The following is a 21,556-nucleotide window of genomic DNA, read 5'->3' on the forward strand; positions in this document are numbered from 1 at the left end:
CTAGACGGTGATGTCCTGGAACAGGATCGACGAGTGGTAGCGGTCCCCGGCGTCGGGGAGGACGACGACGACCTGTTTCCCGGCGTGTTCGGGGCGCGCCGCCACCCGGACGGCGGCCGCCACCGCGGCGCCGGAGGAAATGCCCGCGCTGATCCCCTCCTCGCGGTGGAGGCGGCGGGCCATGTCGAGGGCCTCATCGCTCGTCACCCGCTCGACCTCGTCCACGAGGCCGAGGTCGAGGACCCCGGGAACGAAACCGGCGCCGATCCCCTGGATCTTGTGGGGCCCCGGTTTGGGCGCCTCCCCGGCGCGGACGGCAGTGAGCACGGGGGACTCGGCCGGTTCCACCGCCACGCTCCAGAGCGGGCGTTTGCGCGCCAGCTTGAAATAGCGGCCGACGCCGGTGATGGTCCCCCCGGTCCCCACCCCGCAGACCAGGATGTCGGTCCGGCCGTCGGTGTCGTTCCAGATCTCCGGTCCCGTAGTCTGGAAATGGATCTCCGGGTTGGCCGGGTTCTGGAACTGCTGCGGCATCCAGTATTTCCGCGGATCGGAAGCGACGATCTCCTCCGCCCGGGCTATGGCCCCCGGCATCCCCCGTGGCCCCTCGGTCAGGACGAGGTCGGCGCCGAAGGCCTTGAGCAGCCGGCGCCGTTCCAGGGACATGGTTTCGGGCATGGTCAGCACGAGCGGATACCCGCGGGAGGCGGCGACGAAGGCCAGGGCGATCCCGGTATTGCCGCTGGTCGGTTCCACGATGGTGACCTTGCCCGATCCGGGTCGGAGGATCCCCTTGCGTTCGGCGTCCCAGATCATGGCGGCGCCGATGCGGCATTTGACCGAGTAGGAGGGGTTGCGCCCCTCGATTTTCGCCAGGACCGCGGCGTCGAGTCCGGCCGCAACGCGGTGGAGCCTGACCAGGGGGGTGTTGCCTATCGAACGGGAGTTGTCCTCGAATATCTTGGCCATCGGCGTCTCCTTCACGTGATAAGGACCCCCGCTGCCGGGGGCCGGGAGTCCGGGCGGGTCACCGGAATTTCGCCAGCGATTCCATCGCCCGGCACGACCCGCAGATCTTCATCTTGTCCCGCCAGGTAGCCTGCGGCTTTCCCCCGCAGAGGGTGCCGTTGACGAACCAGCAGAAACGGCCGGCCTTCAGTTCCCACGCGGGGCACCGCCGCCTTCTTTCGGGCGGGCAGCGGAGCGCGGTCCAGCACTCTTCCCGCTTCGCATCGCCGGCCTTGAGCGCGAGCAGGAAGAGGACCTGCTTTTCCGCGTGGGGCGGGACCGTCCGCCACCCCTGCTCGTAGCTCTGGACCGCCTTGAGCGACGTCTGCAGGAGTTCGGCCATCTGGGCCTGGGTTTTTCCCAACTCCGCCCGGGCCCGCGAAAACTGCGCTTTGTCCATGCCCTCTCTCCACTCCCACTCCCGGCTTGTGAATGCCGGGAGCGCATGCTACTCTGAACGCGCTAGAAGTACCACAAAGTGGTACATGGGGTCAACGGGCAACTGGAGGGAGCCGCCATGAAATCGGACACCGGCCTGCGGGCGGAAAATCTACGCGACGAGGTCGCCGCGCTCCGGAAAGAGAAGGGGGCTGTGATCCTCGCCCACACCTACCAGCCGGCGGAGGTCCAGGACTGCGCCGACTACGTGGGGGACTCCTACGGGTTGAGCCAGGAGGCGCGGCGGGCGCGGGCGGAGCGCATCGTCTTCTGCGGGGTCCGTTTCATGGCCGAAACGGCCGCGCTCCTCAACCCCGCCAGCGCCGTCATCCTCGCCGAGCCGCGGGCGGGGTGCCCCATGGCCGACATGATCGCGGCGCCGCAGCTCCGGCGGCTCAAGACCCGGTATCCCGATCACCTCGTCGTCTGCTACGTCAACTCGACGGCCGAAATCAAGGCACTGTCGGACGTCTGCGTCACCAGTGCCAACGCCGTGGAGATCGTCCGGCGGCTCCCGCCGGAGAGGGGGATCCTCTTCGTCCCCGACCGGCACCTGGGGGACTGGATCCGGGAGCAAACCGGGAGGGACATGGTGCTGTGGAACGGCCTCTGCCCGACCCACCTGCGGATCCGCCCCGACATGATCCGGGCGGCGCGGGAGGCGCATCCCGGCGCGGAAGTCCTCATCCACCCCGAAGCCGCGCGCGAGTGCCGCGCGCTTGCCGACGCCGTCCTGTCGACCGGGGGGATGCTGCGCCGCGCCGCCGGGAGCGGGGCGGGGGAGTTCATCATCGCCACCGAGACCGGGATCCTGCACACCCTGAGGAAGCACAACCCGGGCAAGCGCTTCTACCCCGTCTCCGAGGAGGTGGTCTGTCCCAACATGAAGCGGGGCAGCCTGCTCTCGGTCAGGCGCGCGCTCGACGGGACGGGCGGGGAACGCATCACGGTGCCGCCGGAGGTCGCCCTCGGGGCTTTGCGCGCGCTCGAGCGCATGCTCGAGCTGGGGAGGGAAGAAACCATTGCCCCGGCCGGGGGGAAGCCGTTAGTATGAAAGTCGAGCGCGGGAAGGACGGGACGGGTCCGTCCGGGAATCGATAGAGGGGCGCGGTCCGCGGCGCGGCCCGATGGGGGAGACGGCTATGAGGCGGCTGAACGTTCTGGCTCTGGGAATCATGCTTGCGACCGGGATGCTGGCGTCCTGCTCCAGGAAGGACAAGGCTCCGGAAAGACCGGCGGAGGTCGCCGCCCCGGCGGACGCCGCGGGGATGATGGGCCTGGTCCCGGAGGACCCGGGGGTCGCCGGGTGGGCGCGCCGGGGGGAGGTGCGGTTTTTCGGCGAGGACGACCTGTTCGAGCTGATCAACGGCGCCGCGGAGAGCTACTTCGTCTACGGGTTCCGGCAGGTGGCGGCGGCGGAGTACGGCAGCCCGGCGCAATCCTCGCCGATATTGCTCGAGCTCTACCGGCTGGCGGACGCGCGCAACGCGTTCGGCATCTACCGGTCCGAACTTCAGTCCGACGCCGATTTCCGGCCGATCGGGGCGGAGGGCTACATCGGGGAGACGGGGCTCAACTTCTGGGCCGGCCCCTACTACGCCAAGCTGGCGGTCTACGAGGAGTCGGAGGAGCTCCGGCGGGAAATGGAAAAGTTCGCCCTCCGCCTGGCGGAAAGGATCGGGGCTCCCGGCGGACTCCCGCCCGAGGTGGCGCTCTTCCCGGAGAAAGACCTGGTCCCTCATTCGATCCGGTTCCTTCCGGCCGACGTGCTGGGGCAGACGTATCTGCGGGAGGCGTTCGAGGCCAGGTACCGGAGCGGGGGCGGGGAGACCCGGGTGGTGGTCCTCTCGCCGGGGGGCGAGGCGGCCGCCCGGGAGGCCATGGATAAATACCGCATCTTCACCGCCGGCGGGGGGGAAGTGCTCCGGGAGGTGTCCTCCCCGGGGGACGGCGGGTTTGTCGGCAACGACGCGTATTACGGCCCCATGGCCGCGCTGCGGAGCGGCGGCAGGATCGCGATCGCCCTCGGCGGCCCGTCGGCCGATGCCGCGCTCGGGCAGGCCGCGGCCTGCCTCCGCGCGAAATAGGTTTCTACAGGTACATCGATTTCAGGTCGCGGATGTTCTCCGCGATGCGGACGTAGTTGGAACAGCGCGCGCCGCAGTCGCCGCAGTCGCCGCAGGATGCCAGGCGGGCGCTCCCCCCGATCTCGTCCAGGGTCGCCCGCGCGTGCAGGAAGTTGCCGTAGCGCGCTGCGTACATGTGGGTGCGCATCAGGGTGGGGATGTCCACCCCCCGGGGGCAGGTCGGCACGCATTGGCTGCACTGTTGGCAGTAGGCCATTTCCGCCTGCAGGTTCTTCTCCGCCAGGAATTTCCGCTCCTCTTCGTTGTACTCCAGCCCGTAGGCCACGGAGAAATCCTCGGTCATGTGGGCAAAATTGGTGTATCCCGGGATGGCGGTGGTGATCTCCTCGTGCCGCAGGACCCATTTCAGGGCGGCGGTCTGGTTGACGGGCGGCCCCGGCTGGAACCCGCGCCGGCCCGATGCCTGGGTCTTCATGGCGATGACGCCGACGCCGGCAGCGGCCGCTTTCCTGATGGCGCCGAGCAGGGCGGAGTCGCCGGCCTGGGTGAAGTTGACCGAAACGGTGACGGTGTCGTAAAACCCGGTCTTGGCGGCGTCGTTGAGGACATCGGCCTGGGCCGAGTGGGTCGACACCCCCACGAAGCGCGCCCGGCGCGAGGACTTGGCCTCGGCGAGGGCCTTGCGGACCCCCGGGTCGTTCATCTGCGCCACGCTCGGACCGTGCAGCATGAGGATGTCCACGTAGTCGCTCTGCAGCCGCTTGAGGCAACCGTCGAAATCGGCGCGAAGCCGGGCGGCGACCTCGTCGGCCGGGACGTCGGGTCCGAGGCGCGGCACCCGGATCTTCGTCTGGATGGTGACGTTCTTGCGCACTCCGAGGTTCTTGATGACCGTCCCGATCATCTCCTCGTTGCGTCCCGCCTGGTACCCCATGGCGGTGTCGAAGAGGCGGACGCCGATTTCATACGACTGCTGCACGACCGCGGGGTTGTCCGCGTTCATTACGCCCATGCTCACGATCGGCACCTCGATGCCGGTGCGCCCCAGCTTGCGCCGGAGGATCTTTCCCTTCGCCTGCGGTTTCGCGCCCTGGGCCAGGGCCTGGCCGGCGCCGATTCCGGAGAGCGCGATCGGCGCCACTGCCAGGGCGCTTCCGGAAAGAAAATGCCTTCTGCTCAGATTTGTCGGGGATGCCATGGGGTCAAGCTCCTTTGGTGACTGGTGTGGGTGCCTCGCGGCCCGGGCCGCATTTCTGCTTTATGGCACATAAGGAAGGGGGTGGTCAAGCACAACCGCGCGACCTGCCCCCCGCCAAGGCCACTTGGCGCCCCCGGCCCCGCGCCTCCCCTACGCCCGCCGGAGAAGCGCGTGGGCCTGGGCGAGCGTTGCGGGGATTTCCAGCCCCTGCGGGCAGTGGCCCATGCAGGTGCGGCAGCCGGCGCAGGCGTCGGCGCGGCGCTCCAGGCCCGAGTAGAGTTCCCGCGCGGAATCGAGATCGCGGTCGTCCAGGGCGTAACGGGCGAAGCGGAGGATCTCGGCGATGGGCACCCGCTCTGGGCAGTGGGGCTGGCACTCGGTGCACAACCGGCAGGCGGTCCGGTCGGCGCGGGCGGTCATGAGCTCGAGCGCCCGCAGGTCGGCCGCCCGGAGCGGGCGGCCGGCACCGGAGTAGGTGTCGACGAATTCCTCCAGGTTCCGGACCCGGATGATGGCGGTGTCGACGTTCGAACCGGCGGTCAGCCAGCGCGTCAGCGCGTTGTGGGGGGTGGTGCCGGCCGGGAGGCGGCGCATGAATTCCGGGTCTTCCCTCATCCTGCCGATGCCGCGGGAGGTCTTCATGGCCGTGGTGCCGAATCCCCCTTTCCGGGCCGCTTCGAGAAAACGGGTCGTGGCCGGGTCCTCGCCGTAGGAATACATGAGCTGGGCGTGCTCGTAGACGCCGTCACGCATGACGGCCGAAAGCACCTCGGCCGCGCTCTCCCCGCCGGGGACGCGGGAGTTCCCGGCGTAGCCGTGCTGCGACAGGCAGAGGTGGCGCACCCGGCCCTCCTTTTTCAGCCGTTCGAAGGCGCGGACGAAACCCCGGTCGGCCTTGAGCTCGGCGGCGCTGTGATAGCCGAAGTGCAGCTGCATATCGTCAAAATACCCGAGCCCGGTCCTGTCCAGGCTTTCGCGCACGAAGGCGTAATGGGCCTCCTCGTCGATGCGGCCGCTCTCGTGATTGCCCCCGACCCGGTCCACCGTGACCTGGCAGTAGTGGGCTTCCCGGTTTTTGAGGATGGCGGGCGGGACCCCCGAATCCCCCCAGCGGTTCGCCATGTGCCAGTAGTTCATGCCGCACCGGACGGCGGCCTCGACGAGCGGCGCCGGCATGCCGGCGTATCCGAAGAGGACCGAGACCTTCCGGCCGCTTTTGCCCAGTTCGGTGCGCGGGAGGCGGCCGACCGTGGCGACCGCCTCCTCGATCGATGCCTGGGCCCGGGCGGGGCGGGGAAGGCTTCCGCCCAGCCCGGCCACCACCGCGGCCGTGGAGCAGCGGAGAAATTCGCGACGCTGGAGGCGGGTCTGCTGTTTCATTGCGGTATCCCCCTAGGTATAGGCCGCGAGGTCCTCGCGGATCTGCTGGAAATTGGCCATGGCGACGGCCATGCCGTCCACGCGTCCCCTCTCGAGGATCCAGCCGAGCGCGCTGGTGAAATCGGGCTTGCCGCCCCCCGCGGGGGGGCGGGGGCCCCCGGAACAGGTCTTCATGGCCACCACCCCGATGCCGCGTTCCCGCGCCTGTCCGATCGCCGCTTCCAGCTCCGCCTGGTCCCACGCGTCGGAGCGGCCGGAATTGGAGTGGACGTAGGAACCCTTGTGGTTGTACGGGACCATGACGACGTCGTAAAAATTCACGCGCGCCGCCGCCCGCAGCATCGCGATCTGGTTGCCGTGGGAGGAGAAGCCGTGGGCCCGGATCTTTCCCACCTTTTTCGCCCCCGCGAAGAAGGCGCGCACCGCCTCGTGGTGGGCCAGCCCCGGGTCGGTGGCGTTGTGGATCAGCAGGATGTCGATGCAGTCGGTGCGCAGCGCCCTCAGGCTGGCCTCGAGAGACCGGCCCATTTCGCCCGTGACCCGCCGGACGTCGGCGGGTGCGGGATCGGCGCCGCTCCCCGGCGCGAGACGGAGCTCCAGCTTGGACTGCACGACCACCTTCCCGCGGCGTCCCGCCAGCGCTTCTCCCACCATCTCCTCGTTGCGGCCGCCGGAATACGACCGGCCGGTGTCGAAGAAATTCATCCCCGCCTCGGCCGCCGCCCGCACCAGCGACGGTTCCATGGTGCGGGTGGCGCCGAAGCCGATGGGGAAGATCTCGAGGCCGGTGCGTCCCAGGGGGCGCGTCCGCGGCTGCGCGCCCCGGGGGGTGTCCGCCCCGGAGGGATCGCCGCCGACCAGGCCCGCGACGAGGAGGGCGGACGATGATTTCTTCAAAAATTCCTTGCGTGACATGGATGGGGGGCGTCTGTCCATGGTCGTATCCCTTTCAGGAAGCGGGGGCCTGCGATGCGTTCATTGTGAGGGATCCCCGGCGGTCGGTGCAAGCGCAATCGGCGGGCGGGCCTGAAACGCTTCCGGCGGGGCCCGAAAGGGCTATAATACGCAGTATCGGATCCTGCGACCCGAAGCGAGGTGACGCATGCAGAACGCGCGGCGTGACCGGATCGCCCAGTGGGCTTTCGACACCCGGCCGATCCTGGGGAGGTTCCATCTGTGGCTGGAGGACGTCGACGAGGAGTGCCTCCGCCCCGGCTCCGGGAGCGGGGAGGGGTTCTTTGTCGGGGACGGGCTCCGGCGGTCCTTCATCATGGCGGCGGCCGTCACGGCCCTGGGAACGAGGCTTTTCGGGCGGTACGGTGAAGGGAGGGGGAAGACAAAGGCGGAGGTCAACCGCATCAAGAAGGACGCCGATGCGCAGAGCGCCTACGCGCTCAGCGAGGCCCTCTGGTATCTCTCCCGCGGCCTTCCGGAAAACCACGCGCTCCTGGTCAGCATGGGGGAGGGGCTGATGCCCAAGGCCGGCGAGACGCCCGAGCAGGGGTCGAACCCCCTGCTCGGGTTCGGCCGGGTCTATGCCCGCCCGATGGTGGCCCTGAAGCTCGACCGGTTCGTGCGGCGGCTGCTCAACGACGGCCGCTACGGGTGGGGGCGCTTCTGGGACGACGTGCGCGCGGCCGGGCTGACGGTCTGGGGCGCCGCCATCGACACCCTGGAAAACACCTCCCGCTTCGCCGAAGGGGCGGTCACGGGGCCGATGACGGTCCTGCACCTGTACGACCAGCCCCTGGTCGTCAGCCGCCCCTACGAGGGGTACATGGGGACCCTGGCGCTCCCGAGCGCGGTCCACGACACGGCGGCGCGCCGGTCCCGGCTGATTTCCTATCGCACCCCCCGGGCCCTGGTCTACGAGGCCATCGCGGACACCTATCCCGGCATCGAGAGCGCGAACGTCCACGTGTGGACCCTGACGGGCAGGGCCCGGGAGGGACGCCTCCGTTCGCTCTGGGAGGAGTGGCGGGCGGTGGGGGCGCACCTGGTCGAGGACGGCTGGGCGCTGCCCACCGGCGGGCGGGTCTTCACGAGCTCCGGCACCTACGCCCCCGCCCGCTCCATCGGGCCCTGGCGGGATGCCGAGGGACGGCTCCATCTTTTCATCCTCGACGGGTACGCGGGCACGGCGGAGGCGGTCCAGGCCTCGAGCCTCGACCCGGTCCTCGGCACCCGGACCTCCATGTCGGTCTTCACCTCCCGCTTCAAGGTCGGCTGGGACCGGGAGCGCGAAGTCATGGGGATCGACCCCGCCGACGGGGACTGCCGGCGGCGGCTGGCCGCGGTCCTGGGCCTGGAGCCCGGGGACGGCCTGGTCGCCTCCTACCTCGAGGACATGAAGCGGGCGCGCGAGGCCCGCATGCCGCTCCGGGACTCGGCCGTGGCCATCGACGATTTCTTCCCGCTCAAGGAGTGGAACCTCCTGGCCGTCGCCGGGCACATGCTGCCCGACCCCTACAGCGGCGCCGAAGGGGTCGAGTGCGTGGGGCCCGGGGCGTACCGGGTGACCACCTCGGCCCTGTCCCGGGAGGGGATCGTGCGCGTCACGCTGCGGCTGCGCCTGGAGGAATCGCTCGAGAAGAGCCGGCTGGTTTTCTCCCCGCTGCTCGACCGCTTCTACTACGGCGAGGATTTCCGCGCCCGGCCGGTGAAGATTTCCGACTCGGGGAGGATCCGGAACGAGCTCCAGACGCTCTGTTCGGAGGCCCTCGACTACCTCGAGGACGGGCGCATCCGCGTCCGCTTCTCCCGCATCGACGAGGCGGTGCTCCCGCCGGACAAGCAGCGGCGCATCCGCGAGGTGCTCGAGTGGTACCGGGAGCACCACCCGATCTGGTTCCGCTGGCTCGTCATCGACTGAGGGAGGGACCGGACGACGCCCCGCTGGAGGGCCTACCAGCCCGACTCCATCCCGAAGGGGACCGTGGTCAGGACGGCCTCGATCTGGCGGATCCTCCCCTGGCGGATCTTGAAGATTTCGGCGATGTAGAAGGAAGAGGGTTGCCGGAACATCGGGTCGACGTCCACCTTCTTTCCGTCGAGCGAGGTTGAGTACCGTGCGGTGCTCCCGTCATGGTCGAAATAGCCGAACGCGAAGGCCAGGCCCGTTGCAGGGTCCACGACCTCGAAACGGCGCTCGCGGATATCGGACACGATCACGGAAAAACCGGTGTCGAACTGCGCCCGGCACCCCATGTGCTGCATGGAGCCCTCCGGGGAGTCGGGGTCGTTCGCCATGACCATCCCGTTTTCGCGCCGCTGGCAATCGGGGTCGAAGGGGACGTTCCGGCCGTGGTTGTCGGTGTCGAGTCCCGTGAAATAACTGTTGCCGATGGCGACCAGCTCCGCGCGCGACAGACGCCCTTCCTCGGGCAGTACCTGCTTCATGAGAGGGTGCGGCTCGGTGTGCGTGCGGCGGCCCGCGCCGGCCGGCGCGTCCATGGAGATGTTGCGGACGACCAGGTTCTCGATTGCGGAGATGAGACGCCCCCCGTCGACGGAGAGGCGCGCGGCGAACCAGTTCCGGTTCCCGTTTTCATCGAGGATGCCGAGCAGCCCGACCGAGCCCGCTTCCTCGTCGATGACGTCGACGCGGTAGTCGGGCATGGCGGATGCGGTGTTCCACAAACCGTCGCCCAGGTTGAGGCGGACGCCGTTTTCGGTGTACTTGACGTTGCGCGTCACCGGAAGCCGGGAGGCGTCGTGGGCGACGAGGGCCTCGAGGTAGAGGTCCATGAAGCCCGCAAGGCACGCGCGATCGCATTCGGTATGGACGGCAACCCGCTCCACGGGGGCCACGGAAACCGGGATTCCCGCCCGCGGCGGGTGGGGCTGATTCCGGCAGCCGGCGGCCGCGAGGAGGGGAAGAAGGACAAAAAGCAGTTTCCGGGATCGATGCATGAACTCCCGCCTTTCCTTGGAATCAGGGATCGCTCTATCATAGCCCCGCCCGGTGGGGCGGGGAAAACAAAAAGTGCAGCCACCGGGGTCCGGAAAAAGAGAGAAAATTTCTTGACAATAATTGTGAATGAGTACACAGTAACAGTGGAAGGAGAGAGCACGATGAAATCGATCCGAAAGCAGGTCGAGACCGCCTCTTCCGCGCAGTTCGGCGGCCGGCGAATCGCGCTGCAGACGATTGAAAGGCTTTCGACCTACCGGCGGGTCCTGGAGGACCTGCATGGGCAGGGGGTACAGTACGTCTATTCGCACCAGCTGGCCGAATATGTCTCGGTGACCCCGGCCCAGCTCCGGCGGGATCTTTCCCTGTTCGGTTCCTTCGGAAACATCTCCCGGGGGTACAACGTCCGGCACCTGATCACCGTGCTCTCCGGCCTGCTCGGGACCTCGGAGATCCAACCGGTGGCCCTGGTGGGGGTTGGCAACCTCGGACGCACGCTCCTGGCCTACGGCGGCTTCGTCGAGCGCGGGTTTTCGGTGGAGGTGGTCTTCGACAGCGACCCCGCCAAGATCGGGAGGGTGATCGCCGGGAGGCGCTGCTTCGATATCGCCGAGGCGGAAGGGATCCTGGCCGGGCGCCCGGTCGACATCGCCATCCTCGCCTGCCAGCCCCAGGGGCTTCAGAAAATCGTCGACCGCTTCGTGGCGGCGGGGGTGAAGTCCTTTCTCTCCTTTGTCCCGGCCATCATCCGCGTGCCGCGCGGAGTGCACGTGGAGATGGAGGATATCTCGGCCAAGCTGGAAAAGCTTTCGTTCCTGGTGAAAAACCGGGTGGAAGAGGGATAAGGGAAAAATTTTTGAAGTTAGGTGTGAAAATATACACAGTGAACCTGGTAACAGAGAAGCCTCAGTGGTAAAATTAACGGGCATTGAACAGAAGGAGAGAGATCATGAATAGAAAAGACATTCTCGTTATCGACGACGACAGGGATCTCACCCAATCGCTGAAAGCGTACTTCGAAGCGCGGGGCTTCGGCGTGCGCACGGCCCACAGCGGCGGGGACGGGATGCGGGAGATCGAAAACGCCCGGCCCGACATCATCCTCCTCGACATCATGATGGACAGCGACGCCGACGGATTCAACCTTGCCTATAAACTCAAGGAGGACAAGGAAAAGGGGGAAATCCCCATCATCATTCTCTCCGGATTCACCGATTACCTCGAAAGCAGGTCGGGATCGTTCGAATTCGTCATGGGGCGCGACTGGCCCGCGACGGAGTTCATCAAAAAGCCCGCTGCGCTCGCGGACATCGACCAGGCGGTCCGCCGGTTGCTCGCCTGATCCCGGAAGACCGGAAGGAGGAGATATGCAGACCATAGCCGAGATCATCGACCGGCAGGGTGAGCTCAGCCCCTCGAGCCTCATCCCGCTCCTTCAGGCGGCGCAGAAGGAGTTCGGGTACGTCACGGACCCGGCCATAGCCGGAATCGCCCGCGCGCTCGGGGTGCCGCGGAGCACCGTCTACGGCGTCGCCACTTTTTACAACCAGTTCCGGCTCGACCCGCTGGGCGAGCACGTGATCGAGATCTGCCGCGGCACGGCCTGCCACGTGCGCGGGAGCGGGAGGCTGTGCGACCACCTGCGCCGGAGGCTCAAGCTGCAGAAGAACGGGAACTCCCGCGACGGTCGCTTCACGCTGCTGACCCCGGCGTGCCTCGGCGCCTGTTCGATCGCGACCGTGGTCCGGGTCGACGGCGAATTCCACGGCAACGTGGACGAGGAGAAGCTGGACAGGATGATCGACGATCTTTCGAGGTGATTATGAACAAGAGCGAACTTTTGCAGCCCTGTTGCGACGCCTGCCGGCACCGGCCTTCGTCCCCCTGCGTGAACGCCGTGGCGTGCATCGAAAAGGGCCCGCTGTGCCACGACGGCCCCGGGTGCCGTCAGCTGCGCGCCGATCGGCTCGCCCGTGCGCGCCGGGGGGGGGAGGGGATCCTGATCTTCCTCGGCATGGGCACCTGCGGGCTTGCCAACGGCGCCGGGGCGATCCGGAAACGGGTCGAGGCCTTCCTGGGGGAAAACCGGCTGGATGCCGCCATCGTGGATGTCGGCTGCATCGGTTACTGCCAGAAGGAGGTGTTCGTCGATATCGCCCTTCCCGGCGGCCCCCGCATCGCCTACGCGGGCGTGACGCGCGACAATGTGGACGGCCTGTTGGGAGACGTGCTGCTGCGGGGCAGACCGGACCACCCGCTCGCCCTGGGCCGGCACGACGGGACGACGGGGCCCCTGGCCTCCCTGCCGGAGATCGGCCGGGTCCCTTTCTTCGCCCGCCAGCAGAAGGTGGTGCTGGCCAACTGCGGCATCATCGATCCCGTGTCGCTCGACGCGGCGCTCGCACGGGGGGCGCTCCGAGGCCTCAGCCGCGCGCTTTCCTCCATGACTCCGGCCGAGGTGTGCGATGCCCTGGTCGCCTCGGGGCTGCGCGGCCGGGGGGGGGCGGGATTCCTGACGGGGCGCAAATGGCGCATCGCCCACGACCAGGCGAGCGCCGAAAAGTACGTCATCTGCAACGCCGACGAGGGGGACCCCGGGGCCTTCATGGACAGGGCCGTGCTCGAGGGGGACCCCTTCCGCGTGCTCGAGGGGCTCCAGATCGCGGCCTACGCCATCGGGGCGCGGAAGGGATACATCTACTGCCGAGCCGAGTACCCGCTGGCCATCGAGCGGCTGGAGGCGGCCATCGCGGCGCTCCGGGAGGCGGGGCTGCTCGGGGATAACATCCTCGACAGCCAGTTCTCCTTCGATGTGCGGATCAAGCCGGGGGCGGGAGCCTTCGTCTGCGGCGAGGAGACGGCCATCATCCACAGCATCGAGGGGCGGCGCGGCATGCCGCGTCCCCGCCCCCCGTATCCCGCCGAGAAGGGGCTCTACGGCAAACCCACCGTCCTTAACAACGTCGAGACGCTGGCCAACGTCCCTCCCATCCTGGAGAGGGGCCCGGAATGGTTTTCCGGCATCGGCGCGGGCGCCTCGGGCACGAAGGTCTTCGCCCTGTCGGGCGCCGTGCGCTCGAGCGGCCTGGTGGAGGTCCCGATCGGCATGCCCCTGTGCGAAATCGTGGAGGAGATCGGGGGGGGCGCCCTGCCGGGCCACCGCCTCAAGGCGGTGCAGATCGGGGGACCGAGCGGCGGATGCCTCCCGGCCGACCGGCTCGACGTGCCCGTCGACTACCGCGCGCTGCAGGAGCGGGGGGCCATCATGGGGTCGGGAGGTCTGGTCGTCATGGACGAACGCTCCTGCATGGTGGACGTGGCCAAGTACTTCATGGACTTCATCCGGTCGGAATCGTGCGGCAAGTGCACCCCCTGCCGCGAGGGGACCACGCGCCTGTACGAGATCCTCGAGGCCCTCTGCCGGAAACCGGTCGACAGCGAAATGGAGCGGCTGCTGCGCTTCCGGGGGCTGATGGCGGCCGAGGAACTGGCGGAAACCATCCGGGAGGGGTCGCTGTGCGGGCTCGGCCAGACGGCGGCCAACCCGGTGCTCTCGACCCTGCGCTACTTCCGCGACGAGTACGAGGCGCACCTCTACGAGCACCGCTGCCCCGCGGGGGCCTGTGAAGGCCTGCGCACCTTTGCCATCGACAACGCCCTCTGTATCGGGTGCGGGATCTGCCGCAAGGAATGCCCGCAGGGGGCCATCGTCGGCGAGCGCAAACAGGCCCATTACATCATCGAGGACCGCTGCATCGGCTGCGGCGCCTGCGTCCCGGTCTGTCCGAAGGACGCCATCGAAAAGGCGCCGTGGCGGGAGGTGACACTGTGAATATCGAGATCAACGGAAGAGCGGTGGCGTGTCACGAGGGGGAAACGGTGCTGGCGGCCGCCTCCCGGGCAGGCATCCGGATCCCCCACCTGTGCGCCATGGAGCACTCCTCCGTGCCGCACGCCTCGTGCAGGGTGTGCCTGGTGGAGGTGGAGGGGCAACCGCGGCTCGAGACGAGCTGCACGATGAAGGTCCGGGAGGGGCTTTCCGTCCGGACCCATTCCCCGCGTGTCCTGCGCATCCGGCGCAACATCGTGGAACTGATGCTGGCGAGCCACCCGGACGACTGCCTGTACTGCGAACGTTCGGGGGACTGCGAGCTTTCCCGCCTGGCCGCCGGGATGGACATCCGCGGGCGCCGCTACGGCGGAGGGCCCAAGGGACACCCGGTCGATGTTTCCTCCCCCGCCATCGTGCGCGATCCCAACAAGTGCGTGCTGTGCGGGCGCTGCGTGACGGTGTGCCAAGACGTGCAGGGGATCGGCGCCATCGACTACGCGGGCCGAGGGTTCCGCACCCTTGTCCGGCCGGGGGCGGACGCGGGCCTGGACGTTTCGGACTGCGTGTTCTGCGGACAGTGCGTGAGGGTGTGCCCGACCGGGGCCCTGCGGGAGAAGAGCGCGTTCGCCGGCCTGGTCGAGGCGCTGGCGGATCCCGGGACCCGGGTGGTCGCCCAGATCGCGCCGGCCGTTCCCGCCACGCTGGCCGCGGAGCTCGGGCTGCGGGGCGTTCCGGAAGCGCTGGGGCTGCTCAGCGGGGCGCTGCGGCGGATCGGTTTCGACGCGGTCTACGACACGGCGTTCACGGCCGATCTCACGGTCATGGAAGAGGCGCACGAGTTTCTCGGCCGCCTGGAGCGGGGGGGGCCGCTGCCGATGTTCACCAGCTGCTGCCCCTCCTGGGTCCGGTTCGTCGAGCTGCACCGTCCGCGCTTCATCGGGAACCTCTCGACATGCAAATCGCCCCAGCAGATGGCGGCCACCCTCATCAGGAAGCGGGCGGCGCAGCCGGGACGCCGCCTTTTCTCGGTCGCCGTCATGCCCTGCACGGCGAAGAAGTACGAGGCGGTGGAGGTCGGGGACCTCGACGCGGTGCTCACGACGCGGGAGCTCGGCCCGCTGCTGGAGAAATTCGGCCTGCGGCTCGATGCGGACCTCGAGCCCGCGGAACTCGACGAGCCTTTCGCGGAGGCCAGCGGCGGCGGTCGCCTGTTCGGGGGGAGCGGGGGCGTGCTGGAATCGGCGCTCCGGACAGCGGCCCACCTCAAAGGGGATTCCAGCAGGCTGGGCCCGTCGGTGCTGACGCCCCTCCAGGGGGACGAACGGCTCCGGACCTTTACCGTCACCCTGGGCGGGCGGCAACTGCGCTGCGCGGTGGTGAGCGGACTCGGGGCCGCGCGCGCGCTGCTGGAGCAGGTCGAGGCGGGAACGCTGCCGCTCGATTTCGTCGAGGTCATGAGCTGCCCGGGAGGCTGCATCGGCGGAGGGGGACAGCCCCGGTCGGTTTCCGAAGGGGGCCTGAAGGCGCTGCGCGGCAAGATCCGCGACGCGGACCGGAGGGAGAAGCTGCAGGGGGCCCACGAAAACCGGGCGGTGCTTCGCCTGTACGAGGAGGTCCTCGGCGGGGCCGGGAGCCGGAAGGGCCACCAGTGGCTCCACCGGGGCTACAGCGACCGGAGCGAGCGACCCTAGCGGGGCGCGGCGTCGCGGAAAGGGAGCGTCATCATGTTCACCGCCATCGAGACCATCAAACAGAACTGCCGCCGGTGCTACACCTGCGTCCGCTCCTGCCCGGTGAAGGCGATCCGCATCGTCGACGGTCAGGCGTCGGTCGTGGCGGAACGCTGCATCGCCTGCGGACGCTGCACCACCGTGTGCAGCCAGAACGCCAAGACCTACGTGTCGGGCGTGGAGTTGACGAACGCCCTGCTGTCGGGGGCGCTCCCCGTGGCGGCGCTCGTGGCCCCCTCCTATCCGGCCGAGTTCGCCGGGATCGAGCCGGACCGGGTGGTGGGGGCCCTGCGCGCCGCCGGGTTCCGCTATGTCGTCGAGGTGGCCAGGGGGGCGGACCGGGTTTCGGCCGCCTACGAGGAACTGCTCTCCCGGGACCCCGGAGGGTCCTGGATCGCCACCGCGTGCCCCGCCATCGTCGAGCGCATCCGGAAGTATCACCCCGACCTGGTCCCCCGGCTGGCCCCGATCGTCTCTCCCATGATCGCCATCGCCGAGGAGGTGCGCGCGATCCACGGCCCGGAGGTGCGCTGCGTCTTCATCGGCCCCTGCATCGCCAAGAAGGTGGAGGCCAGGGACCCGCTCCTGCCCCCGGTGGTCGACGAGGTCCTGACCTTCAGCGAAATCCGGCGCCTGTTCGCGCAGCGGGGCATCGAACCGGGAAGCGCGGAGCCGTCGGCGGCCGACCCGCCGCGGGCGGGCTCGGGCCGCGCCTTCCCCCTGGTCGGGGGGCTGCTGATCAGCGCCGGCCTGGAATCCGACCCGCTCGACGGGCGCTTCGTCGTGGCCACCGGGCGGCGCGAAACCGACGAGGTGCTGGCCGACATGGAATCGGGGGGAATCCGTCCACGCCTGGTGGAGGCCCTGATGTGCCACGGTTGCCACGAGGGGCCGGGCATGTCGCGGGCGGCCGCCCGCCACCGCCGGCGTGCGAGCATCTGCGACTTCGCCCGGCAGGCGCGGCCGGGAACGGGGGGGGGCGCCCCCCCGGAACGGCTCGAGAGGGACTTCTCCCGCGACGACCGGCGCCTCGCGGAACCCACCGAGGAGGAGATCCGCAACGTCCTGGCGCGCACGAACAAGTTCACGCCCGAGGACGAGCTGAACTGCGGCGCCTGCGGCTATCCCACGTGCAGGGCCAAGGCGGCGGCGGTGGTCAACGGGCTGGCCGAGGAGGCGATGTGCCTCCCCTTCCTGATCGACCAGGCCGAGCGGGTGTGCCACGAGCTGCACGTGCCCTGGCGGGACCTGCGCGAAATCCACCGCCAGCTGGTAAGCACCGAAAAGCTGGCCTCGCTCGGGCAGCTGGCGGCGGGGATCGCCCATGAACTGAACAACCCCCTGGGGACCATCCTCCTCTATGCCGGCCTCATCGAGCGCAAGGTGGGGGGCGGGGCGGCGGTGGCCAGGGACATCGACCTGGTGCAGAAGGAGACCCAGCGCTGCAAGAGGATCGTGGCGGGCCTGCTCGATTTCGCCCGCCAGAACCGCGTGCGGTTCTCTCCCTGCCGGCTGGACCGGTTCCTGGCCGGGGTCCTCGAAAAGTCCTTCGACGCCGCGGCCCTCGGGCGCGCCGGCGTCCGCCTGTCGCTGGAGCCGGTCCCCGAACCGATCGAGGCCGACATCGATGCCGACCAGATGACGCAGGTCGTCGTGAACCTGGTGCGGAACGGGATCGAGGCGCTGGGGGACCGCGGCGGGAAGGTGACGGTGTCGCTCGAATGGGCGGGCGCCCGCGACCGGGTCCGGTTGGCGGTCCGGGACGACGGCTGCGGCATCCCCGCGGAAGACCACGACCGCATATTCCAGCCCTTTTTCACGACCAAGAGCATAGGCCGGGGCACCGGCCTCGGGCTCGCGATCACCTACGGCATCGTCAAGATGCACCACGGGTCGATCTGGTTCGAGTCGGCGCCGGGGGAAGGGGCCGCCTTTTTCATCGAACTGCCCGCGAGCCAGGCGCGGCAGACAAGGAGCATGACGTCATGAACGAACTGAAAGCGAACACCGGGAAACACACACTCCTCTTCATCGACGACGATCCCGTTTTCCTCGAGGCGCAGAAGGCTTTCTTCGGCGCCCGCGGATACACGGTGCTCACGGCCGGCGGGACCGACGCCGCGCTCGAGCTGCTCCGGGAGGAAACACCGGACCTGATCCTCCTCGACCTCATGATGGAGCACACCGACAGCGGATTCCGGCTGGCGCACCGCATCCGGCGCGAGGAGCGCTTCCGCCTCACCCCCCTGGTGATGCTCTCGGGCGTCGCCTCGGAGACGGGGATCGGGTTCGCCCGGGAGCGGGAGGCGCTCCGGGAGTGGTCGCACCTCGATGACTTCCTCGACAAGCCCGTCAGCGCCCACCGCCTCCTGGCCGTGGTCCGTGAGCGGCTCGGCGGCCCGGACGAACCGGCCGGGGGGAGGTGAGCCATGGCCGCACGCATCCTCGTGGTGGACGACGAGCCCGGGATCCTTTCGGGCGTAGGGGAGATCCTGACCCTGGAAGGGTACGAGGTGGATACCGCGGACTGCGGGCGCCGGGCGCAGGAACTCATTACGCAGCAGCCGTACGATGTCGCCCTGATCGACTACCGGCTGCCGGACGTGGACGGCCTGACGCTCCTGCGGTCGATCCGCCAGAGGTGCCCGGAGGTGATGACGTGCATGATCACGGCCTATGCCAACATCGAAACCGCCGTCTTCGCCACCCGGCAGGGGGTCGACCTCTTCCTCCCAAAACCCTTTTCCCCGGACGACCTGCTCGGGGCGGTCGACACCCTGCTCGGCTACAAGAAGCTGCGCGACGAGGCCGGCGAGCTGCGGGCGGCCCACGCGGCCAGCCTGCGCGAACTGGCCTCGGAGAAGAGCCAGACCCACTCGCTGGTGGCGAGCCTCCGTGACGGCGTGCTGGCCGTCAACCGGGAGGGGGAGATCGTGCTGGCCAATCGCGCGATGGAGGAGATGCTGGGTGCGGCGGCCGGTGAACTCCTGGGGCGGCAGGTGGGTCCGGCCCTGGGCGGCGGCGTGCTGGCCCCCGCCGTGGCCGCACTCGACCCGCAAAACCCCGCGCCCGCGGTTTTCGAGGCGGAACGGGGCGAGCGGCGCCTGTTCGTGACCGTGAGCGGATTCTACGACGACGAGGGCGCCATGCTCGGGCGCATCGTGACGGCGGTGGACATCTCCTCGGTGCGGAGGATGGCGCTGGAAAAGGCCCGTTTCACCCGCACCCTGGTCCATGAGCTGCGCGCCCCGCTCGGGGCCCTGAAATCGATCGTCGAGGTGATGAGGGACCGCAGCCTGGGGGACGACCTCGGGCCCTACCTCTCCTTCCTGGACCGCGCCGATGAGCGGATCGACGGCCTCGGGGAACTCATTTCCGACCTCCTGTCGCTCTCGCGCATCGAACACGAGGGAGCCCCCCGGCGACCCGACGCTCCCGCCGACACCCCGACCGTCGTCGGCGAGGTGGTCGAGCTCTGGCGCGACCGGGCCTCGGCGCGGTCGGTCCGCATCGAGGTCGATCTCGCGCCCGAACTCCCCCCCTGCACGATTCCGGCCGACGACCTGCGCACCCTCCTGACAAACCTGGTGGGCAACGCCGTGAAGTACAACCGCGCCTCGGGGAGCGTCACGGTCCGGGCCGGCCGTTCGGGGGAGGGGCTGGAGATCGCCGTGAGCGATACCGGCATCGGGATCGAACCCGGCAACCTCGCCAGGCTCGGGGAGGAATTTTTCCGGGAGAAGCGGAAGGAGACCCGGGGGGTCGAGGGGAACGGCCTGGGGCTGGCGATCGTCAGGCGGCTGGTGGAGCGCGCCGGGGGACGCCTGGCGGTCCGGAGCCGTCCGGGGGAGGGGAGCGAGTTCCGCGTGATTTTTCCCTGCTGACCCGGCGTCGGGAGCACGGTCGGCGTAACGGGAGGGGGGTCCGGGACGTAATAGAGGTCTTGACAAGTAAGTAAGCGCTTACTTAATATTGGCCCCCTATGAACGATGCGCGCCCGGCACCCCAGCGAATGTCCGCACCCGACCGCCAGCAGCAGCTGCTCGAGGCCGCGCTGAACGTTTTTTCCCGCAAGGGGTTCAAGGGCGCGACCACCCGGGAAATCGCCGCCGCCGCGGGGGTGACCGAGGCCATTATCTTCCAGCATTTCCCTTCCAAGGAGGCGCTCTACAGCGCGGTGCTGGAACTCCACTTCGACACCGGGGACGAGGACTCGTGGCGGGAGCAGGTCGAGGCCTGCATGGAGCGGAGCGACGACGAGGGCCTGGCGGTCGTTTTCATCCGGCGCATCCTCGAGGCCTACGTCAACGACACGGCGCTGCAACGCGTCATCCTGTTCGCCGCCCTGGAAGGGCACGGGCAGGGGCTGGCCCGGATGAAGGAGCAGTACGCCGCCACGTTCGAGAAGCTGGTGGCCTACATCCGGCGTCGGCAGCGCGAGGGCGCGCTGGTCGAGGGCGACCCGCACACCCTCCTGATCGCGCTGGGGGCCCTGGCGCACCAGTACGGCCAGATCACCCGGATCATGAATGCGCCGACCCTGGACCTTCCCGACGAGGAGCTGGCGCGGCAGTTCGCCCGGATCCTGCTCGGGGGGATCCGAAAATCCCCGGCGCCTGCCGGCCGCAAAGGGCGCGGGGTCGCCAAGGCAGGCCACAGAAAGGCGAAGAGCTGAACATGTCACGAATTCCCATCTTCCTGTTCATGGTTGTGCTGTCGTTGTCCGCATGCTCCGGCCCGCAGGGCCCCGCCCGCAAGGCGGAAGCGGTTTCCGCGCCGGAGGCCGAATATGCCGTCGGCAAGGCGCTCGTGAAGGAGGTCGCCTCCTCCTTCAGCGCCAACGGCTCCTTCATCGCCGAGGAGACTTCCGATCTCGCCCCGGCCGCGGGCGGGCGGGTCGCCGCCACCCCGGTGGACGTGGGCGATTTCGTGAAAAAGGGCGAGGTGATCTGCCGGCTCGAACAGCGCGAAGCCGAACTCCGGCTCGAGCAGGCGCGCGCCGCCCTGGAACAGTCGAAATTCATGCTGCGCCAGGCCGAGTCGCGGGTGGGCCACAGCGGGCCGGGCGCGTTCGACCCCGAATCGGTCCCGGAGGTGTCCTCGTCAAGGGCGGCCTACGAGTCGGCCCTGGCGTCGGCTCGGCTGGCCGCCGCCGACGCGCGGCGCTATGAAAACCTGGTCCGGAGCGGGGACGTTTCCCAGAGCAGCTTTGAGAAGTTCCGCACCCAGCAGGAGACGGCCGAGGCCGCCGCGAACTCCGCCCGCAGGCAGTACGAGGGCCAGCTCAACGCGGCGCGGCAGAACTTCGGGGCGATCGAGGCCGCCCGCGCCGCCCTGGCCGCGGCGGAATCCCAGGTGGCCCAGGCCCGGAAGAACCTGGAGGACACCTCCATCCGTGCGCCGTTCGACGGCTATGTCACCGACAGGCCTACGGCCGTCGGGCAGTGGCTCGGAACCGGTAACAAGGTGGCGACCCTGGTGAGGATCGCGCGCGTCAAGCTCCGGCTCGAGATCCCCGAACAACAGGCGGCTCTCGTCAAGACCGGCATGGGGGTGACCGCGCGCGTGGCCGCCTACCCGCAGCGGGATTTCGCCGGGCGGGTCAGCGCCGTCGTGCCGGCCGTCGACTCCATTTCCCGCGTCTTCATCGCCGAGGCCCGGTTCGACAACCCCCGGGCCGAGCTCCGGCCGGGCATGTTCGCGAGCGCCAGGGTGAATCTGCCGGGGACGGAGCGGGCGGTCTTTGTTCCGGAGCGGGCCGTGTTTTACGACAACACGACCGACGCCAGCCACGTCTATATCGTCGCCGACGGGGTCGCGCGCCTGAGGGTGGTGCTCCGCGGGGATTCCGACGGCGACCAGGTGCGGGTCCTCAGCGGGCTCGAAGGCGGCGAAACGGTGATTCTCTCAAACCAAACGGACCTGTACGACGGCGCCCCCGTCTCCACCCGTCCATAAAGGACTCCAGTC

At 69.0% G+C, this 21,556-nt stretch carries 18 protein-coding genes and 1 pseudogene; 13 read left to right on the forward strand and 6 right to left on the reverse strand.

Features of this window, described 5'->3' with window-relative positions; genetic code table 11:
* Window positions 1-969, reverse strand: a complete 969-nt coding sequence (gene cysK / locus GXY47_02475) for a cysteine synthase A (protein ID NLV29995.1) — start codon at window positions 967-969, stop codon at window positions 1-3.
* A gap of 58 nt (window positions 970-1,027) precedes the next feature.
* Window positions 1,028-1,408 (reverse strand): transcriptional regulator, encoded by a 381-nt coding sequence (locus GXY47_02480; GenBank protein ID NLV29996.1) that lies wholly within the window; start codon window positions 1,406-1,408, stop codon window positions 1,028-1,030.
* A gap of 117 nt (window positions 1,409-1,525) precedes the next feature.
* Here GXY47_02480 and nadA point away from each other — a divergent pair, with 117 nt between their 5' ends.
* Together nadA and GXY47_02490 are read left to right on the forward strand one after the other, a co-directional pair.
* Complete coding sequence (nadA, locus tag GXY47_02485; protein NLV29997.1) at window positions 1,526-2,500, forward strand: quinolinate synthase NadA; 975 nt, start codon at window positions 1,526-1,528, stop codon at window positions 2,498-2,500.
* A gap of 88 nt (window positions 2,501-2,588) precedes the next feature.
* Window positions 2,589-3,533, forward strand: coding sequence for a hypothetical protein (locus GXY47_02490; protein NLV29998.1), 945 nt, complete (start codon window positions 2,589-2,591; stop codon window positions 3,531-3,533).
* A gap of 4 nt (window positions 3,534-3,537) precedes the next feature.
* On the opposite strand, the gene GXY47_02495 is transcribed toward GXY47_02490, so the two are convergent.
* The 3 genes from GXY47_02495 to GXY47_02505 form a co-directional block, all read right to left on the reverse strand.
* On the reverse strand, window positions 3,538-4,731 hold the full coding sequence (locus GXY47_02495) for a hypothetical protein (GenBank protein NLV29999.1): 1,194 nt from the start codon (window positions 4,729-4,731) through the stop codon (window positions 3,538-3,540).
* 150 nt (window positions 4,732-4,881) lie between these two features.
* Window positions 4,882-6,111: a hypothetical protein gene (locus GXY47_02500; GenBank protein NLV30000.1), complete on the reverse strand. Its 1,230-nt coding sequence runs from the start codon at window positions 6,109-6,111 to the stop codon at window positions 4,882-4,884.
* Between the two features lie 12 nt (window positions 6,112-6,123).
* Window positions 6,124-7,008, reverse strand: a complete 885-nt coding sequence (locus tag GXY47_02505; GenBank protein ID NLV30001.1) for an aldo/keto reductase — start codon at window positions 7,006-7,008, stop codon at window positions 6,124-6,126.
* 205 nt (window positions 7,009-7,213) lie between these two features.
* Here GXY47_02505 and GXY47_02510 point away from each other — a divergent pair, with 205 nt between their 5' ends.
* Entirely contained in the window at window positions 7,214-8,983 is a 1,770-nt protein-coding gene (locus GXY47_02510; protein ID NLV30002.1) for a hypothetical protein, read from the forward strand.
* Window positions 8,984-9,015: 32 nt separating this feature from the next.
* Here GXY47_02510 and GXY47_02515 read toward each other — a convergent pair whose 3' ends face one another.
* Complete coding sequence (locus GXY47_02515; GenBank protein ID NLV30003.1) at window positions 9,016-10,023, reverse strand: hypothetical protein; 1,008 nt, start codon at window positions 10,021-10,023, stop codon at window positions 9,016-9,018.
* Between the two features lie 162 nt (window positions 10,024-10,185).
* Here GXY47_02515 and GXY47_02520 point away from each other — a divergent pair, with 162 nt between their 5' ends.
* From GXY47_02520 to GXY47_02565, 10 genes and pseudogenes are all read left to right on the forward strand, one after another.
* The gene (locus tag GXY47_02520; protein NLV30004.1) at window positions 10,186-10,869 is read left to right on the forward strand and encodes a redox-sensing transcriptional repressor Rex; all 684 of its coding nucleotides are present in this window, start codon (window positions 10,186-10,188) and stop codon (window positions 10,867-10,869) included.
* Window positions 10,870-10,973: 104 nt separating this feature from the next.
* Window positions 10,974-11,366, forward strand: a complete 393-nt coding sequence (locus tag GXY47_02525) for a response regulator transcription factor (GenBank protein NLV30005.1) — start codon at window positions 10,974-10,976, stop codon at window positions 11,364-11,366.
* 25 nt (window positions 11,367-11,391) lie between these two features.
* Window positions 11,392-11,844: an NAD(P)H-dependent oxidoreductase subunit E gene (locus GXY47_02530; protein NLV30006.1), complete on the forward strand. Its 453-nt coding sequence runs from the start codon at window positions 11,392-11,394 to the stop codon at window positions 11,842-11,844.
* 2 nt (window positions 11,845-11,846) lie between these two features.
* Window positions 11,847-13,856, forward strand: coding sequence for a 4Fe-4S binding protein (locus GXY47_02535; GenBank protein ID NLV30007.1), 2,010 nt, complete (start codon window positions 11,847-11,849; stop codon window positions 13,854-13,856).
* Window positions 13,853-15,547 carry a 4Fe-4S binding protein gene (locus GXY47_02540; protein ID NLV30008.1) on the forward strand — a complete coding sequence of 565 codons (1,695 nt, stop codon included), beginning with the start codon at window positions 13,853-13,855 and terminating at the stop codon, window positions 15,545-15,547. Before GXY47_02535 ends, GXY47_02540 begins: the two co-directional genes overlap by 4 nt.
* A gap of 33 nt (window positions 15,548-15,580) precedes the next feature.
* On the forward strand, window positions 15,581-17,575 hold the full coding sequence (locus GXY47_02545; protein ID NLV30009.1) for a 4Fe-4S dicluster domain-containing protein: 1,995 nt from the start codon (window positions 15,581-15,583) through the stop codon (window positions 17,573-17,575).
* Window positions 17,572-18,012 (forward strand): response regulator, encoded by a 441-nt coding sequence (locus tag GXY47_02550; protein NLV30010.1) that lies wholly within the window; start codon window positions 17,572-17,574, stop codon window positions 18,010-18,012. The genes GXY47_02545 and GXY47_02550 overlap by 4 nt, the downstream gene beginning before the upstream one ends.
* Window positions 18,013-18,015: 3 nt before the next feature.
* A complete protein-coding gene (locus tag GXY47_02555) occupies window positions 18,016-19,470 on the forward strand; it encodes a response regulator (GenBank protein ID NLV30011.1) in 1,455 nt (484 codons plus the stop codon).
* Between the two features lie 128 nt (window positions 19,471-19,598).
* Window positions 19,599-19,766: pseudogene (locus GXY47_02560) on the forward strand (helix-turn-helix transcriptional regulator).
* A gap of 497 nt (window positions 19,767-20,263) precedes the next feature.
* Complete coding sequence (locus GXY47_02565; GenBank protein ID NLV30012.1) at window positions 20,264-21,544, forward strand: efflux RND transporter periplasmic adaptor subunit; 1,281 nt, start codon at window positions 20,264-20,266, stop codon at window positions 21,542-21,544.
* Window positions 21,545-21,556 lie beyond the last annotated feature (12 nt).

The organism is Acidobacteriota bacterium, from assembly GCA_012729555.1.
Taxonomy (GTDB): Bacteria; Acidobacteriota; UBA6911; order UBA6911; family UBA6911; genus UBA6911.

Bases quoted from the DNA above. Each gene is read 5' to 3' on its own strand.
- cysK (NLV29995.1), bottom strand. From the start codon at position 969: ATGGCCAAGATATTCGAGGACAACTCCCGTTCGATAGGCAACACCCCC.
- GXY47_02480 (NLV29996.1), bottom strand. From the start codon at position 1,408: ATGGACAAAGCGCAGTTTTCGCGGGCCCGGGCGGAGTTGGGAAAAACC.
- nadA (NLV29997.1), top strand. From the start codon at position 1,526: ATGAAATCGGACACCGGCCTGCGGGCGGAAAATCTACGCGACGAGGTC.
- GXY47_02490 (NLV29998.1), top strand. From the start codon at position 2,589: ATGAGGCGGCTGAACGTTCTGGCTCTGGGAATCATGCTTGCGACCGGG.
- GXY47_02495 (NLV29999.1), bottom strand. From the start codon at position 4,731: ATGGCATCCCCGACAAATCTGAGCAGAAGGCATTTTCTTTCCGGAAGC.
- GXY47_02500 (NLV30000.1), bottom strand. From the start codon at position 6,111: ATGAAACAGCAGACCCGCCTCCAGCGTCGCGAATTTCTCCGCTGCTCC.
- GXY47_02510 (NLV30002.1), top strand. From the start codon at position 7,214: ATGCAGAACGCGCGGCGTGACCGGATCGCCCAGTGGGCTTTCGACACC.
- GXY47_02515 (NLV30003.1), bottom strand. From the start codon at position 10,023: ATGCATCGATCCCGGAAACTGCTTTTTGTCCTTCTTCCCCTCCTCGCG.
- GXY47_02520 (NLV30004.1), top strand. From the start codon at position 10,186: ATGAAATCGATCCGAAAGCAGGTCGAGACCGCCTCTTCCGCGCAGTTC.
- GXY47_02525 (NLV30005.1), top strand. From the start codon at position 10,974: ATGAATAGAAAAGACATTCTCGTTATCGACGACGACAGGGATCTCACC.
- GXY47_02530 (NLV30006.1), top strand. From the start codon at position 11,392: ATGCAGACCATAGCCGAGATCATCGACCGGCAGGGTGAGCTCAGCCCC.
- GXY47_02535 (NLV30007.1), top strand. From the start codon at position 11,847: ATGAACAAGAGCGAACTTTTGCAGCCCTGTTGCGACGCCTGCCGGCAC.
- GXY47_02545 (NLV30009.1), top strand. From the start codon at position 15,581: ATGTTCACCGCCATCGAGACCATCAAACAGAACTGCCGCCGGTGCTAC.
- GXY47_02550 (NLV30010.1), top strand. From the start codon at position 17,572: ATGAACGAACTGAAAGCGAACACCGGGAAACACACACTCCTCTTCATC.
- GXY47_02555 (NLV30011.1), top strand. From the start codon at position 18,016: ATGGCCGCACGCATCCTCGTGGTGGACGACGAGCCCGGGATCCTTTCG.
- GXY47_02565 (NLV30012.1), top strand. From the start codon at position 20,264: ATGTCACGAATTCCCATCTTCCTGTTCATGGTTGTGCTGTCGTTGTCC.